The organism is Pseudomonas sp. ACN8 (genome assembly GCF_002303925.1).
In the GTDB taxonomy this organism is placed as follows: domain Bacteria; phylum Pseudomonadota; class Gammaproteobacteria; order Pseudomonadales; family Pseudomonadaceae; genus Aquipseudomonas.
In genome coordinates this window covers 1-15812 of the sequence record NZ_MRCS01000003.1, presented here as the reverse complement: position 1 = coordinate 15812, position 15812 = coordinate 1, and the positions used below count along the sequence as shown (strand labels likewise).

Below are 15812 nucleotides of genomic sequence, written 5' to 3'. Positions count from 1 at the left end.
TTCACGCCTGGCCAGGTACAAGCGCGGAAATCAGACCGTTCAACCAGTGATCCAGCCCCCACCAAGCGCCGACCAGCAACAGGCCCGCCATGAGGATATGAATCAGGGGCGACCGTAACCAGCGTAAGAAACTCATGCGCTGGCCAATGCCTTGTGTCATGACCACGTGATTGAGTTCCAAAGGCGCGACCCGCGCATTTAATGCGCTCAGCAGCTGTTCACGCTCGGGGTCGTTCACGTCGCGGTATCGGCCCTGGAAGCCGAGCATCAGGACTCGCTGAAATGCCGTTAGTACCAGCACGTCAGGCGAGGGCTGACGAAGTGACTCGCGCATGTCTTCATACAAAAACTCACCGGCCTGGTGACGACTGAAAAACTTGGCCTGCAAAGGTTCACTTGCCCATTGGGCATGGGCATCGCCCTTCGCGCAGCCAAGTACGGTTTCATCCAGCAAGGCGCACTGGGCATGGCTGATCAACTCGATGCTGCGAGTATTTACGCCAGCATCCTTAAGGCTCTGACGGACCTGCTCGATCTGCTTCGCGCATCGCTTCCACAGGTCCGCGCTGTCGTGTACCGCAGCGCCTTGGCGTAACTCGACAACCAGCAGGTAGCTGTCTTGCAGCAGTGCATCGAGATCCACCGCGACCGAATGTTTGTTCGAGACGTTCAGGTTCATGCGCGCAGTACCGCAAACAGTTCAAGTTTGATATCAACCAGCGTGCTCGGTACATAGAACGCGCAGGTTCCTTCAGCCAGCATTGCTTGGCCCTTGGCGTGGCCAAGGTCCAGGGCGAAATACTGATTCTCCAGGCGCAACGGAATGGCTGCTGGCACATGGCTGAGCGGCTGCAACGGCACACCGTCCAGCGCAGCGTTGACCAGGTGATCGACATCGTCTGGCGTCCCCACCTTACACAGGCGCGGGAATTGGCTCTGCAACTGTGCGGCCGGCATACGGCAACGCACCGACAGGTAGAAGTCAGCACCGTCGCGCTCACGCAGGCGTGCATCGTTGAGCGTAACTTGCCAGCGGTTGGCGCCCACTTCCTCCAGCTGCAAGGCAATAACTCGCGACGGCAGGCTCGCTTCCAGCAAGGTGGAGATGGTGTTCATCAAGGGTGGGAAAACACTTTCCAGACAGTCATGTCGGTAGGCTGGAATCTTGTCGATGTCGTGTTCCAGCGAAAAGGTCAGCAAACTGCCGGCTAGCTTGATCAACTCCAGGTACACCTGCTCAGGGTGTCGTGCAGGATGGGCCTTGAGGTCGGCCAGTACCGGTTGATAGGTATTCAAGGCGTTGAGCAGCCAGAACAACGACACATCGGCCACGGCAAAATCAGCCATGCGCTGGTTACTTTCACGGCGCATGCCCATCAGCCGTTGACGCTTGGCCGATAATTGAGTCAAGAGATTATCAAGCTGGGTCAACAGCCCTGGATGAGCCGCGAAACTGAGTAACGGCGGCACATAGCCAGGATCTAGATCCCAGGCACCTTGCCCGTCACGCACCAGACGTGCGACCGGACAAGTCAAATAATCAGCATTCTCGTCGTCGGTCAGGCGTAGGGTCAGGGCGTGCTCCAGCACCCCCATCGACTGTACGTCGTCTGCGTAGATATCCTGAACTTTGCGCCAATCCTGACGATAGCGTGTCGGCCGATCGACCCTTGCGCCGTCGAACACACAGTTGTTGCCGTTAGCTTGTTCCAGCGGCAGCGCCAGCAGCAATGTTGCGTTTTGGGTATCGTTGGGTAGCAGGTGAGCTAACTCTAGGGCAGGAGGCAGCCGATCCACATGATCGGAATCGACCAGCGTGCCATCCGGCATGCGCACCCGCACACAGGTGGCCTTGAGCTTGCCCAAACGCAGGGCTTGCAGGTCGAACGCCACCCCCTGGACACCCCAGGGATGTACCAGCGACAAATGAGCCACACTCTCGTTGGCCCAAGCCTCCCAGCGAGCTTGCTGCTGGAATTGTTGCGGGGACAGCAAAGCCCCCGCAGCCCATAGGGGGCGGTCGATTTTCATGACATTGTTTCCCTACAACGCGACTTAGGCTTTTGCCTTGGGCATCTGCGAGACCAGCGACAAGTTGACGTCCATGCCTTCGACCTGGAAGTGCGGTACCGCATACAGCTTGACGCGGAAAAAGCCGGGGTTGTCCTCGATGTCTTCTACCGTCACCTTGGCATCGCGCAGCGGGTGGGAAGCTTGCAGATCGTCGCCAGGGTCTGTCATCTCGGTGACCAGGCCGCCAATCCACTTGTTCAGCTCCAGCTCCAGCAAACGACGGTCCTTGGTGGTCCCGATGTTTTCGCGCTGGATCAGCTTCAGGTAATGGGCGATGCGCGACAGCAAAAAGATGTATGGCAAGCGTGCATTGATTCGGCTGTTGGCGGTGGCGTCAGCGGTGTCATACAAGGCCGGTTTTTGCGCCGAGTTGGCAGAGAAGAAACACGCATAATCGCGGTTTTTGTAGTACGACAGCGGAATGAAACCGAGGTTGGCGAATTCAAATTCACGGGTTTCCGGAATCATCACCTCGGAGGGGATCTTCACCTGATTGCCCGTGCCCAGGTCGTACAGGTGAATCGGCAAGTCAGTGACCGCGCCACCCGACTGCGGCCCACGAATCTGCACGCACCAACCGTTGGTGATAAAGCTCTTCACCATGTTGGCCGCGAAGGAAAACGAAGCATTGGTCCACAGGTACTTCTCGTGATCCGGGCCCTTGACGCTTTCGATGTAGTTGAAGCTGCGCACCGGGATGGTGTCCGGGCCATACGGCAGGCGACCCAGTACACGAGGCATGAGCAAACCGATGTAACGGGAGTCGTCGCTTTCGCGGAACGCCTTCCATTTAATGTATTCGGCACGGTCAAAGTAGTTGCCGATATCTTTGATCGCCGCGACTTCTTCCATCGACTGCTTGCCAAAGAACGCAGGCCCCACAGAGCCAATGAACGGCATGTGAGCAGCGGCCGCCACTTTGGAAATACTACGCAAAAGAGCAATGTCCTGCGGGCCGCGACCGAACTCATAGTTGGAAATGGCGGCTGCAATCGGCTCGCCACCCGGGGTGTCATATTCCTGGGTGTAGGTGTGCAGGTACAAACCGCTTTGGGCGATTTCCGGAGCATCTTCGAAGTCTTGGACCAAATGCTCTTTACTGATATCCAACAGTTCAATACGCACGTTCTGACGGAAATCGGTCTGGTCGATCAGCGACTTCACGCCACGCCAGGTCGACTCGACACGCTGAAAGTCAGGGTGATGCATGACCGCGTCGAGTTGACGGCTGATCTGTGCATCCAGGGACGCGATGTGTTCGTCCAGCAGGGTTTTGTCCAGACGTTCGACTTTATGTGCCGACTGTTTGAGCAAATCCAGGAAGACACTGACGGCAGCAGTGACCCGTTCATCCGCAGACGCTTCGGACAGAGCCTCGGAGTGTTGAAACGCTTCGATGCCACTCAGTTGCGTAACCGGGCTGAGATTGATCTTGGCGAATAAGGCGCCATAGATACCTTGGCCGCTGTCTGCATCGTGGGTTTTAGTCAGCTGCGAGGGTGCGGATAATTGTTCTGCGGACATGATGAAAACTTCCTTATTAACAAACCTGGGGCAATTAACGAACGTCTTGTGGGGCCAGAGCGGCCAATTCGGCTCGTAGCTCGTCACTCAGCGCGTCGTCCTTGAGGATGCGCTCCAGTTCATGGCGAAAGGTGGCGTTATCCAACAGGTTGGATTTGAGGTCGCGCAGCAAATTGCGCATCGCCAGCAGGGCTCGCAGCTGCGGAATTTGCCGCGCCACCTGCTCGGGTTCGAAATCTTTCATGCTCTGGAAGTTCAACGCGACAGCGGTGTCGGTGCTGCCATCGACCAAGGTGTTTTCCACTGCCAATTTCAGGCTCGGAGAGAACTCTGCCAGCACACTGTCGAAGTTATTTTTATTGATGCCAACTTTATTTCTTTCAGATAACGAACGCTGTTCTTTACCGTTACTGTAATCACCCATCACCATCAGCTTAAGGGGCAATTCAATCTTTTTCTGTGCACCACCGGTATGCAGGTCGAGTTTGATATTCACTCGTGCCTTGGGCACTTCACTCTGAAAACTGTTTGACGCCATAAATCCTCCAGGCACAACTCTACGCGACAGAAAATTTCCGCCACAAGAATCAAACAAGACTGGAATTCACACCGTTAGCTGACGCCACTAAAAAGCGTATCAGCCACGGCACATAAATTCCCTTTAAACTACAACAGACACAGCCCCCTGAGACAACCTCAGCAAGTCACTTCAAGCATCCCCCTGGCATCTATCGGCTATCCTGCCGACCGTTGGCACATACGCTTGCAAGAGATACGAATCGGCCACGCACCCAACCATCAAAGAGGGATAAAGACCCGATGACATCTACTTCCAATTCGTAACCCGCCGATCTGCGCTTATAGAGAAACAGCAACCAACCGCCAAAGAGTAATACCCACACAGAAAGAATGCCAGATTTTTATCGCAATCCATTTAAAAAATAATGACCTCCTCAGCAGCGATTAGATTTTTATAAGAATCGCCTGAAAAAAAACCATAACCGGTATGTTTTTGGGACGTTTCTTATATATCTTTGGGAAAAGTCCTACATGAACTTTTTATGGCTCATGCTAGTGGCCTGAGCGGTTAATCCATGAGTTGATGACGAGCCTGACATTAGGCAATGCGCACTCCAGTTCACTGTCCAACCTGCTAGGCTCTGTACGAAATCCGCCGAAACTCATTTGACTCCCACAAACGTCAGGAATAAGTAAATCCCACCTACCGGTTTTCTTTGACTTGCGGATACCCACACACACAAAAAACCCCTCACAAGGAGGGGTTTGATGTTTGAACGGTTCAGACGGTTTCAACCGTCCTTTCCCGAACTCTCGTCAGCTCAGCGCAGCGCAGGAATTCCTGCAAACATCCAGGTAGATTCCTGGACCGGCGTTGCTTCGTTGCGCTTACGCGCCCACTGAGTCAGCGCCACCATCATCGCAAAGCCGAGCACGATCAACACCGGATAGGCCATCAGCAACTCGGTGAGCGAATACTTCCAGGCCAGCGGTCGACCGACGCCCAGCATGGCGGCATACAGCCAGGACACGCCCGACAGTGCGCCAGAGAACAGGGCAAACATCCGTACATTGACCTGAAGATCAAGCAACGAACCGGCCTTCAACATTGCAGGCAATACATAGCGGTGCAATAACATGCCGTTGAACGTCAGCAACAATACAATAATAACTTTGGCTTGAAGTTTTGGATTGGCAAAATAGGTCATGCCTTTTTCAAGGTAATCAATGCCTATTACCGCAGCTCCGGTGACCCACAAGAATATCAACGCATTGGCAACAGACTTCTGCAGACTGGCCATATGGTCATTATCGTGTCCCGACGAAACACGACCTTTCAATAAATCCTTGACCATGGCGGCATCGCTCGCAAACACCAGGCCGATAGCTACGCAGCAAGCCAACAGATGAACGTACACAACGCCTAAACGCAACAGCTCCATGGATTCTTTCTGGCCGATAAGGCCGATCATTGTATTAATATCCAAGTTTACATCTCCACTTATAGCAGCAGTGCAAAATGACCATGCCCCAGGCATGCGAATTATTTATTCGCATCTGCAAGGTCAAGTTGGCAAAGATTGAAGCAACTAAATAATTTGGTATTACAAGAGAGAGCGACTCGCCCAGCGAGTCAGTGATGACGGCATACTATCACTCCAGGTCTCAGGTAAAAAAAATCCCCATGTGCATTCCATTCAATGCAGATGAGGTATACGTCCATTTTTCTAGTGAGTGCAGCGCGTCCCCAAGGATCCGCCTGCTGGAAATCAGAGCCCAGCATATCCCGATCGTTCAATTTTTGAACAAAAACATCGACAAACGGTACTGTTTCCAGCACCTGGGGATCCCTGCCTCTTTGGCTGAAACCCGCGGCGTTAAGCGGCTGAATCGTTTCTTGTCATATGCCGAAAAAAATACCGCTATTTCGCTGAACTTTCGTCGCCAGACCCGACCAACGGCGAAAATTGCTTCCCGCGAAGGCCTGTGCAAGTTCTCGAAAATGGGCCAACTGGACTCTTTCGACCAGGCTGTCGGCGAGTTATCCATCGCCGATGCCAATCAAAATGCGAAAGATCATGCCGCGCTGATAGCTGCTGAAAAATCAGGGAGGATCAATGATCAGCGCCCTTCCAGCTTTTTCACGACCTCCTCGGTGGTCATCAGGCCGTTGGCGATGTAGCGGAAATTGACCAGCGCGCTCCCGTATCCGTCGCCGTCAGGCAGCTTGGGGCCTGCGACCGCATCACGTACGACTACCACCTCGAAACCACGCTCCAGAAACTCGCGAAGGTGCGATTCGACGCAGAGATTGGACGCCATGCCGGCCAGGATGATTTTGTCGACCCGCTGTTTGCGCAACTGCAGCATCAGGTCGTTGCTTTGCGGGCCATACAGCTTGTGCGGTGAGGCGACGAGAGTCTTGCCGTCTTCGATGAAGGGCCTGAACTCCTTCATGAAGTCGGCACCCGAATTGCGGAATCCATCCAGCGTCAGGGCACCCTTGCGGTCGAACATGCCCAGCTTGTGCTGAACGGTCTCCGCCGGCGCTTCAAACTCCCACTGATGATCGTGGGGATAGTAGTAATGCGGCGAGATGGCGACGGTCGCTCCGGCCTGCTTGAACGCCGTGAGCAGCCGGGTCAGATTCGGCACCAGGTTCTGCTCGCTAACGCTCTGGCCGAAGATTGACCAGCCCGCACCCTCCGGGCTCATGAAGTCGATCTGTGGGTCAATCACGACCAGTGCGGTTCGACTGGAATCCCATTGAAAGGTGGAAGCCGGGAGCGCGGGTTTGGCTGGATCGGCGTAGGGGTTCTCGGCGGCGAAACCGATGCCGGGCGCCATCAGGATCGCCCCCAGCAAGGTGGCGCAGGAGATGAGTCTGGCTGGTTGAATTCGCTTGAAGGTCATTTTGCATGTCCGCAATGTGGGGGTGATGCATTTACGGTACGGCGAGAAGACGGCACGAAATGGACATTTATCCCTGGATTTCGGCCGACATGCCCGGCCCCGTGACCTTCCCGACAGCAAGCGCGTACCATGGCCCCATTCAGACTGTGGATGTTCCGTGCATGCAACGTCACATATGCTTCCTGGTCTACCCGGGCTTCGTATTGCTCGATCTGAGTGGCCCGCTCGAAGCCTTCTCCAACGCCAATCGTGCACGCCCTCCCGGCTATCGGTTCACTGTCGCTTCCCTTGAAGGCGGATTGATCAGCGCTTCGAGCGGACTGCAAGTCGCGACCGACGCCTTGCAGGTGGTCGAACACCTCGACACGCTGATCATCGTCGGCGCCCCCACCGCGCCGATCGATGACAGGATGCTGCCGATGGCAGCAGCGATACGACAGATGTCCCCGCGTGCTCGCCGTACAGCCAGCGTCTGCACTGGCGCCTTCCTGCTGGCGGAGAGCGGCCTGCTCGACGGTCGTGTCGCGACCACGCACTGGAACTACGCGCCGCAATTGCAGGCACGCTATCCGTCACTGCGCGTGGATGGAGATCGAATCTGGACCGAAGACGGGAATGTCTGGACATCCGCCGGCATGTCGGCGGGCATCGACATGGCTCTGGCGATGATCGAGCAGGACCTGGGCAAGGACGTGTCACGCTCCGTCGCACGCATGCTGGTTGTCTACTATCGGCGACCCGGTGGTCAGTATCAGTTTTCTTCGTTGCTGGATTTCGACCCTGGCTCGGACCGGATCCGCACGGTGTTGAGCTATGTGCGCGATCATCTGCGTGACGATCTGTCAGTCGAACGCCTGGCAGACGTCGCACATATGAGTGTGCGCCAGTTTGGCCGCGTGTTCGCGGCATCGGTCGGGGTGACGCCGGCAAAAGCTATCGAGCGCCTGCGTATCGAGTCGGCGCGGCCACTGGTCGAGGACGGGCAGCAGACATTCGAGGAGATCGCCAGGTGCTTCGGATTCGGTGATGCCGATCACATGCTCCGCAGCTTCGTGCGAGTCGTGGGGCGCACGCCACAGGAACTGCGTCGCAGCGCCCGTCAGGCTAAAGGCAATGGGGCCGGGAAAAAGGTCGATCCATCACCCGCGTAAGCGCAGACACGTACAACTCCCGGGCCTGGCTCAAGCCAGCAATTGGGTGATCCACCGAGCCTGCCGCGCGATGTCCTGCACCGTCTCTTCGGGTACGGCCTGCTGCGCCCGGGCAAAGTGGCTCAGGGTCTTCTGTTTCTGGCGCAACTTGCGCTGCCACTTGACCAGGAACGCCGGACTGCGGGCCTGCATCAGCAACGGGCCGAAGTACAGCTCTTGGGCGGTGTAGATCACCGGTCCGGCACGCTCGGCGACGATGATTTCGTAGTCGAAACGATTTTCCCGCAGCACGTCCTCGCAGAGGATGCGGTAGCCGTTGTCCATCAGCCATTGGCGCAATGACTGCTCGCCGCCGTTGGGTTGCAGGATCAAGCGCTCCTGACCGCTCAGGTGTGCCTTACCGCTGTCGAGGATATCGCGGATGGTTTCGCCGCCCATGCCGCAGAGGCTGACCGCCGTAATCCCGTCTCCCGGCTCGATTGCCGCCAGGCCGTTGGCCAGGCGCACGCTGACCTGCGAGTCCAGGCCGTTCTCGCGCACGGTGCGGTTGGCCGCGTGGAACGGCGTCAACGCGACCTCGCCGGCCACCGCGGCCACGATGGCGCCACGGCGCATCAACGCCACCGGCAGGTAGCCGTGATCCGAGCCGATATCGGCCAGCCGCGCACCGGCTGGCACATGTGCCGCCACGCGCTCCAGGCGCATGGACAATGTCTGTTCGTTCAACTGCGGCCCCTTTCACCACGAACGTCCGGCGCCTTTGGCCGGATCGGGGCGTGATTCTGTCGAGCAATGCCGCGCATTTCAAATTTATGTGACCGGGGTCATGCCCCCTTCACGCAATCACCCGTGCATACACCGATCTGTCGACGTTGCCACCGGACAGAATCACCCCCACCCTTTTTCCCGACATGGCTTCACGCTCCGAGATGAGCGCTGCCAGCGCCGACGCACCGGCCCCTTCGGCAAGGTTATGGGTATCGGTGTAATACACACGCATGGCTTCGGCGATCTGGTCATCGCTGACCGATACGATCCGCGCCGCACCTGCCGCGTAGACGGCAAAGGCTTCGGGAATCGGCTTGCGCACGGCAAGGCCGTCGGCAAAGGTGTTGGCCGAGGCGGTTTCGCGAATTGCGCCAGCATCGAACGACAACTGTGCGGCCGCCGCCTCCGTGGAAACCACGCCAACCACCTCTGTTCGCAGACCCAGCGCGTCGCGAGCGGCGATCACCCCGCAAATCCCCGATCCACAGCCAATCGGTACATAAACGGTGTCCAGGTCCGGCGCGGCGTTGAACAGCTCCAGCGCATAAGTGGCAACGCCTTTGACCAGTTCGGTGTGAAACGGCGGAACCAGGAACAGATCATGGGCCTGCGCCAGGCGTGCAGCCTCTTCACGGGCATCATCGAAATCCCGGCCATACTCGACCACTTCAGCGCCAAAGCCGCGCATGGCGTTGTTCTTTTCTACCGAGTTACCTTGCGGCACGACGATCAACGCCTGCAAACCCTGTGTGCGAGCCGCCAGTGCCAGGCTCTGGCCATGGTTGCCGCGGGTAGCGCTGACAATGCCCTTCGCGCCTGGGTGCTCGCGTTTGAGCCAATGCATGAACGTGATACCGCCACGTACTTTGAAGGCACCGGTAGGCGTGTGATTTTCGTGCTTGACCCACACCGTGCAACCCAACCGCTGAGCCAGCAAGGGCCAAGGGTACTGGGCGGTGGCGGGCATGACCTGGTAAACGTGGCGAGCGGCCTGTTCGATATCTTCGCGAGTCAGTGTGTGCATGAGTGGTCCCCTGAGGTTTTGCCCAGTCTGAACAACGATGCCGTATTGCGGCTTTCAAAAAACCGACCTGACTTTTGTCCCCGCTCTTCACTACTATGGTGTTCATGAGTGCTCGAAATCCCCTGTCGCCAAAGCCCCTGTCCGAACCGGTCCGTCGTATCGAGGCCGGCCCCTGGGCGATCGAATTGCTCCCCGGCTGCGCTTACGCGACCCGATATGTCGCGACCCAGGCGGGAATCGGCTTTGCCTTCGACAGCCAGCGCGGCCTGCACGCCATCGGCAGCGACCGCATACGCCCCTTCGAGGCCGTGCCCAACGGCCTGGCGTTCGTTCCCGTCGGGTGTGACGTGTTGTCCGAATCACCCCAGGGCGGTGAGTACCTGCGGGTGATGCGCACCGATGGTGTTGCATTGGACGGGGATCGTGCCTTCAACAATCGCATCGACCAGCAGGCCACTGCCCTCGCGTGGCGAATGCGCGCCGCGCTGTTGCAGCCCTCCGTGGAGGATGATTGGGAAGTCTGGGCACTGGCATTGTCCGAGCGGGCGACGGGTAGCGAAGCGGTGTCGACAGCTCCCCATGGCTCGATAACCGGCAGCCGCATGCGCTTGCTCGATGAGTTCATTGATGCAGGCCTCGAAGGCCCGTTGAGCGTACCGGCGATGGCGGGCCTGCTGGGATTGTCCGAAGGGTATTTCATGCGGGCCTTCAAGAACGCCACCGGCAAAAGCCCGCACAGTTACCTGATCGACCGACGCCTGGCCAAGGCCCGCGCGCTGATGCGCGATTCGACCGCCACTCTGACGGAGATCGCCTACACCTGCGGTTTCAACTCCCAGGCGCACATGGCGACCACCTTCAAGCAACGCCTTGGTGTGAGTCCGGTGCAGTTGCGTCAGTCTTTTGGGTTCCGTTAGCGCCTGGTCATCAACCGTTTTTTTGCTGTTTCATGGGACAGCCTTACCTGGAATCCCTGGCCCGCTTGCGCGCGGCCTTAGCAAACAGCCAGTAGAGGACGAGGAGCAAGGGTATTGGCAGGACCAACAGCAGCAATGCGCGAGTAACGTTCGACAGGTCATTGCTACCGAAATTATTGTCGAGTTCGGCCAATGGAATCATGATCATCACAACCGCTCCCAGGTTGCACATGCAGATGGCCATGACCCGGTAAAAGATTCGCCATGGCCTGGAGGGATGGTCGATGTTCTTGGTAGATGGCGGGATAACGCCGGGGCTGGGCATCACGATACAAGTACCAATGCCCCCGACAATGGACTGAAAGAAAAAGACGAACATTGTCAGTGTCATGAGGGACCAATCAAGTAGGTGAAAGCGCGCATAAGGAAAACGCACTCGATCCCGACTCAGCTACAGGGCCATGTTTTGTCATGACCCTGTAGTTGTGTTTGCAGAATTGTTTACCAGCGCATGCCTTTAAACGGGTTCCATCCCTGTTCGCCCTTTTGTTCCTTGAGGTAGTAGGCGTAGTTGGTCGAAAGGGCATAAAGCAGATTGAAAGCGAAGCCCACGGCAAAGTTGACCTGCTTGGTGAAGCCAAAGTCGACCAGTGCGAATACAGCGTCCAGAGCGAAGGAAATTGCAACCATGATCGCAATCAGCGTCAGGTTCTTTTTCCAAAGTCCCAGCACAAACAGGTAAATCGGCCCGAAGAAGAACGCAATGATGTTTGCGTTGATGCTCATCTTCTGTTTCAGGGGAAGTTGCTGCAGTGCCGGTTTGTAACCCGGTGCATTGGGCGCACCGTGAGCATCGAAGAACGCAAAACGCGCCTGCCATTTTGCGCTGTACTTGCTGCTGCCTTGCACTTGATCTGTAGAGTTCATTCGATAAGTCCTTTAGTCCCTGAATGGTGTGTTGCTTCCAGATATCCCTGGTGTTGCTCCATGCCTGGCCTGGCAGGCATGTCGAGTGGCCACCAGGACAGCCTATGGAAGCGATTTTCGAACTAAAGTTCCCACGCCAAAGCGATTTTTTTAAACACCCGTTACTGTTTGCGGCGCAAACGTGCTGCTTTCGGCCTGGCACGGCCTTTCAGGCAAGGTTGAAAATACTGTGCAACCCAGGGAATCGAACGGTGCCGCGGCGGTCCAACACGCGGCAGGACAATGGGCGCGAGATGCCCAACGTATCGCCTGCCGACCGCCATTGCCCATGGGAGAACCCATTGTCAGCTGTATTTTTGCGTCAAGTTTTCCGGTTCGCGATCGTGCTCTTTTGCGCAGGCACCTCGTCCTCGGTACTCGCCTGCCCGGCAGGGCAGTCCCAGGTCTGCATGGTCGCTTGTTTTTGTGCTCCAGGTTCCGAAGAGGAAGCTGGATCGATCTTCGACGACATGAACCAGATGGCGGCCTCCGGATTGCAGAGCTGGATCGTGCAATCGCGCAACTCCGCGGCAACGGGCGATATCCGGCCAATCCCGCTGAATATCCGGGCCCAGCTCGAACCCTTCTATGACATTCAAGTGCTCGATTCGGCGCGCTACAAGGTCGGCGATGATGTGGAGCTGAACGCCGCACACACCATGCTGCAGAATCCCGATGTACGTGCGGTCACCCTGATAGACATTATCGTCTTTCGAAATCCCGACGATGCACTTAACGATGTCGCGTTGTGGGCGCATGAGTTGAAGCACGTGCAGCAGTACCAACAATGGGGCGATCGCGAGTTTGCCACTCGTTATACCCGTGATTACGAAGCCGTCGAGGCGCCTGCCTACGAGATTCAAGCACAGGTCTCCAGAGCGCTGCGGGCCAGCCAGGCTCGGGCAGAATCGACTCGACTTCCTTGAGTTCAAAGGGGCATGTCTTATATGTGCCCGCTAGTCCTCAAAACGCCCCGCGCTCTCTCGATCGCGTTCATAGCGTCGGGTGAGCGCGAACGCCGGCAACCAGGCCTCACGGCGCACCGTCCAGCTCTCGTAGGTTGGCGTCAACTGATCAGGGGCATCCAGGGATCCGAGGTTTACCTCGACTTCGTCTGCGCTGCGTGAAAACACCGACGAACCGCACTGCGGACAGAAATGCCGCCCGGCGTAGTCACGGGTTTCACCTCCGATCGTCACTGCATCCTGATGAAATATCGCGGACGCGTGGAACAGCGCCCCATGATGCTTGCGGCAGTCGAGGCAGTGACAAACGCCAACCCGGAACGGGCGCCCCGACGCGACAAGGCGCACCTTGCCGCACAAACAACCGCCGGTGAATCGGTCCATGCGATGTCTCCTCCAGGCCGTGCGAAACGGCGTATCAGCGTGGAAACAGGAGCGTCACGGCGGCGCGAAAGCCCCAGCCTTGCGGCCCGTCTTCCGGACTGTCAAGCCAGTAGCGCGGGCCGGCTTGCACCGTCAACGGTTGACCGCCGATCTTCAACAATTGAGTCACCGTCAGGTTGACCGGTACCGCCCATTCGCGCGATTGCCAATTGTAGGTCGACTCGGTGTTTACCCCGTAGGTCGTGTATGTATGAGTGGTGTACGAGAGGAAGGGTTGCAGGAAGGTCTGGTTGACCTTTTCCTTGTCGTCCGGCGGGCTGTCGTCCAGGCCCCAGATATGGTTGGCCAGAATGCCTCGGGTCCAGCCATTGGATTGCTTCAACGCCACCGCCGTCGGGCCGAGGCCCCATTGCTCGCTGCCGAGCAATTCATCACTGCCGGTCGGTATCAGCAACGCCGGGCCGCCACCGAGTATCCAGCCACTTTCCGTGGGCTTGGTCGGTGAGAAGAAAAAACTCTGGGTGATATCCCCGGTGCCGGATTTGTCCGCCGCGCCATTGGGGGCCAGGCCGTGCTGGTCGATAATCGGAAGAATGGTTCGGGAGATGAGGTTCCAGTCTTCGTTCAAGGCAAACGGCAGTACAGGCTGGATATTGGTGACACTGTGCATGCCCTCCCCGGTCGGTCCCATCTTCTGGTCCCAGTTGTACTGCACCGGCAGGCTGTACATCGCCGCGACCGGGTTGAGGGCTTTCTTCGCCAACTCTGCCGAATCGTCGGCCTGAACCATCGGGATGAAGCCCAACGCAACGACGAGTGTCGACGCGGTACCCATCCATTGTTCTTTCAAATCCATCTCACTCACCTTTAGACGCCAAAACCGGCGCTGCAAAGGGTTAGCGTAGGCAACTGTGATCGAAGTGCAATTTCCCCCGCCCCGTGTTTAACAGTTTTTGAGAGTTATTGATTCGGATTATCCCGCTGCTACAGGCAGCATTCGGCCCGCATTGACCGGCGTGCAAGCACCTGCTTTGCGTAACCGTGCGGCGAGTACCCGTGCCTGAATACAAGGCGCGCGGACCAATGCCCGGGGCCAGGTCGGAACCCGAATGACAACTTTCATCACTTGAGAACCAAAAACATGGGCATGTCGAATAAATGGATTGCGGGTATTGCTTTGAGCTGTGTATTTCAGGTCGGCTGTGTCTCGAAAGTCGCGCAGCAAGAGCAATACTCGGGCTTCCTGGGCAATTACCAGGGCCTGGAGGAGCAAACTACGCCGAGTGAGCAGAAAGTATTGCGCTGGGTATCGCCAGGGTTCGATCCACGCGCGTATTCCACTGTGGTGTTCCGGCAGATGGAACTGTATCCATCCCCGCAGCCGACCGCGCGCGTCAGCCTGAAGACCCTGCAAGACCTGCAACTGATGGCCAGCAACAGCGTCAAAACCGCCTTTGCCCGCCGCTATGCGATCGTCCCTTATCCGCAGCTGGCGCCAACCGATTCGCGGTCGCTGATCCTGCAGGCGGCGATCACTCACGTCAGCGCCAACAATGAAGGCATGCACTGGTACGAGGCTGTTCCAATCGGCGCCATTGTCGGGGCGACACAAGCAGCCACCGGGCATCGGGACCAGACCGCCGAGATGTACATCGAAGCCAACCTGATCGACGCCAAAACCGGTATGCCGGTCGCGAAGATCGTGCGCAAGGTATTCGGCGAGACCATCAAGAATGCCGAACAGCCGATTGTTGCCAATGACTTCAAGGTTGCACTCAAAGGCATGACGGACGACATGCAGGCCCTCCTCCTCAAGCGTTGACGTTCAGGCAAACCCCATCGCAAGCAGACCGGCATGGGGTTTCAATCTGATACCCCGCCGCGTTTTCCCTCTGACAAACCGTTAGCCGTACCAACGCCTGACGCGAGACTCAATGATGAAAATTCTGGCCCATACCCTGGCGATCCTGATGCTGTCCCTGAGCACCAGCGCCCTGGCTGCGACCGTGGTTCCCCTCAAAGGTCAAACCTCCCAGACCATCCAACAGGACACCAGTGCCTGCCAATCCCAGGCCAACGCGCAACATCCGGTGCAAAGCACCGTACCCTCCGGTGGTCGGGTCAAGGGCGCCGCAACCGCCGCGGTAGCCGGTGCGACCGCGGCAGAAGTTCGCGGCCGCCAACATGAAAACCTCTATGACCAGATCGACGACGATACCAGGCAAGACTATCGCCAGAACCGCGCACACAGTGCCGCGGTTGCCGGCGCCGTCGTGGGGGGCTCCAGGCAACGCCAGGAGCGCCGGCAGAATATGAATGAGAGCGAACAAAGCATCACCGCCAACAACTCCGTCTACAGCAGCTGCCTGCAACAACGTGGCTACGATGTCTTGCCTTGATCGCCGACGACAATGGCGTGAAGTGTTTGTGCCCCCGCCGTCATGCTCGCGTCCTGGCTTCCGGCCACCTGCGCCCGCTTAAAAAAAAGGTTCTTCACGGAATCCCGGGAAATACAGAAACAAGAACGCCGATTTGATTGATGATGTTCGTGCGAGCAAACACATCTAACAAACCGGCGTTCTTATGCGCGATATTAATACTTTCCTTC

Annotated in this window: 18 protein-coding genes; 6 read left to right on the top strand and 12 right to left on the bottom strand. The window is 57.4% G+C overall.

Annotated elements, in window-relative coordinates:
- Position 1: 1 nt before the first annotated feature.
- From tssL to BSF44_RS02280, 5 genes are all read right to left on the bottom strand, one after another.
- Complete coding sequence (gene tssL / locus BSF44_RS02300; protein ID WP_095942086.1) at positions 2-679, bottom strand: type VI secretion system protein TssL, short form; 678 nt, start codon at positions 677-679, stop codon at positions 2-4.
- The gene (gene tssK, locus BSF44_RS02295) at positions 676-2031 is read right to left on the bottom strand and encodes a type VI secretion system baseplate subunit TssK (protein ID WP_095942085.1); all 1356 of its coding nucleotides are present in this window, start codon (positions 2029-2031) and stop codon (positions 676-678) included. The genes tssL and tssK overlap by 4 nt, the downstream gene beginning before the upstream one ends.
- 24 nt (positions 2032-2055) lie before the next feature.
- On the bottom strand, positions 2056-3597 hold the full coding sequence (gene tssC / locus BSF44_RS02290) for a type VI secretion system contractile sheath large subunit (protein WP_095942084.1): 1542 nt from the start codon (positions 3595-3597) through the stop codon (positions 2056-2058).
- Between the two features lie 34 nt (positions 3598-3631).
- Positions 3632-4135 (bottom strand): type VI secretion system contractile sheath small subunit, encoded by a 504-nt coding sequence (gene tssB / locus BSF44_RS02285; RefSeq protein ID WP_095942083.1) that lies wholly within the window; start codon positions 4133-4135, stop codon positions 3632-3634.
- A gap of 802 nt (positions 4136-4937) precedes the next feature.
- A complete protein-coding gene (locus BSF44_RS02280) occupies positions 4938-5588 on the bottom strand; it encodes a hypothetical protein (RefSeq protein ID WP_095942082.1) in 651 nt (216 codons plus the stop codon).
- Between the two features lie 167 nt (positions 5589-5755).
- On the opposite strand from BSF44_RS02280, the gene BSF44_RS02275 reads away from it, so the two are divergent.
- A complete protein-coding gene (locus BSF44_RS02275; protein WP_095942081.1) occupies positions 5756-6298 on the top strand; it encodes a hypothetical protein in 543 nt (180 codons plus the stop codon).
- Here the strand turns inward: BSF44_RS02275 and BSF44_RS02270 are convergent.
- Positions 6238-7029, bottom strand: coding sequence for a cysteine hydrolase (locus BSF44_RS02270; protein ID WP_172435292.1), 792 nt, complete (start codon positions 7027-7029; stop codon positions 6238-6240). The two genes, BSF44_RS02275 and BSF44_RS02270, sit on opposite strands and share 61 nt — an antisense overlap.
- A gap of 161 nt (positions 7030-7190) precedes the next feature.
- Here BSF44_RS02270 and BSF44_RS02265 point away from each other — a divergent pair, with 161 nt between their 5' ends.
- Positions 7191-8180: a GlxA family transcriptional regulator gene (locus BSF44_RS02265; RefSeq protein ID WP_095942080.1), complete on the top strand. Its 990-nt coding sequence runs from the start codon at positions 7191-7193 to the stop codon at positions 8178-8180.
- A 30-nt stretch (positions 8181-8210) separates the two neighbouring features.
- Here the strand turns inward: BSF44_RS02265 and BSF44_RS02260 are convergent, their stop codons facing one another.
- Positions 8211-8906, bottom strand: coding sequence for a tRNA (adenine(22)-N(1))-methyltransferase TrmK (locus BSF44_RS02260; RefSeq protein WP_305886982.1), 696 nt, complete (start codon positions 8904-8906; stop codon positions 8211-8213).
- Positions 8907-9015: 109 nt separating this feature from the next.
- Positions 9016-9972, bottom strand: coding sequence for a threonine dehydratase (locus BSF44_RS02255; protein ID WP_095942078.1), 957 nt, complete (start codon positions 9970-9972; stop codon positions 9016-9018).
- A 95-nt stretch (positions 9973-10067) separates the two neighbouring features.
- Between BSF44_RS02255 and BSF44_RS02250 the strand changes: the two genes are divergently transcribed.
- Positions 10068-10889 carry a helix-turn-helix transcriptional regulator gene (locus BSF44_RS02250; protein WP_371918212.1) on the top strand — a complete coding sequence of 274 codons (822 nt, stop codon included), beginning with the start codon at positions 10068-10070 and terminating at the stop codon, positions 10887-10889.
- Between the two features lie 43 nt (positions 10890-10932).
- Here the strand turns inward: BSF44_RS02250 and BSF44_RS02245 are convergent, their stop codons facing one another.
- A complete protein-coding gene (locus BSF44_RS02245) occupies positions 10933-11268 on the bottom strand; it encodes a hypothetical protein (protein ID WP_141249985.1) in 336 nt (111 codons plus the stop codon).
- Between the two features lie 122 nt (positions 11269-11390).
- Positions 11391-11816 (bottom strand): DUF2628 domain-containing protein, encoded by a 426-nt coding sequence (locus tag BSF44_RS02240; protein ID WP_095942076.1) that lies wholly within the window; start codon positions 11814-11816, stop codon positions 11391-11393.
- Between the two features lie 293 nt (positions 11817-12109).
- On the opposite strand from BSF44_RS02240, the gene BSF44_RS02235 reads away from it, so the two are divergent.
- Positions 12110-12781 (top strand): DUF4157 domain-containing protein, encoded by a 672-nt coding sequence (locus tag BSF44_RS02235; protein WP_371918211.1) that lies wholly within the window; start codon positions 12110-12112, stop codon positions 12779-12781.
- Positions 12782-12811: 30 nt separating this feature from the next.
- Here BSF44_RS02235 and BSF44_RS02230 read toward each other — a convergent pair whose 3' ends face one another.
- Complete coding sequence (locus BSF44_RS02230; RefSeq protein ID WP_095942075.1) at positions 12812-13204, bottom strand: GFA family protein; 393 nt, start codon at positions 13202-13204, stop codon at positions 12812-12814.
- Positions 13205-13238: 34 nt separating this feature from the next.
- Positions 13239-14039, bottom strand: coding sequence for a transporter (locus BSF44_RS02225; RefSeq protein WP_371918210.1), 801 nt, complete (start codon positions 14037-14039; stop codon positions 13239-13241).
- A gap of 306 nt (positions 14040-14345) precedes the next feature.
- Between BSF44_RS02225 and BSF44_RS02220 the strand changes: the two genes are divergently transcribed.
- Both BSF44_RS02220 and BSF44_RS02215 read left to right on the top strand, forming a co-directional pair.
- A complete protein-coding gene (locus tag BSF44_RS02220) occupies positions 14346-15026 on the top strand; it encodes a DUF3313 domain-containing protein (RefSeq protein WP_095942073.1) in 681 nt (226 codons plus the stop codon).
- A gap of 115 nt (positions 15027-15141) precedes the next feature.
- Positions 15142-15603 carry a YMGG-like glycine zipper-containing protein gene (locus BSF44_RS02215; protein WP_095942072.1) on the top strand — a complete coding sequence of 154 codons (462 nt, stop codon included), beginning with the start codon at positions 15142-15144 and terminating at the stop codon, positions 15601-15603.
- The last annotated feature ends 209 nt before the right edge of the window (positions 15604-15812 follow it).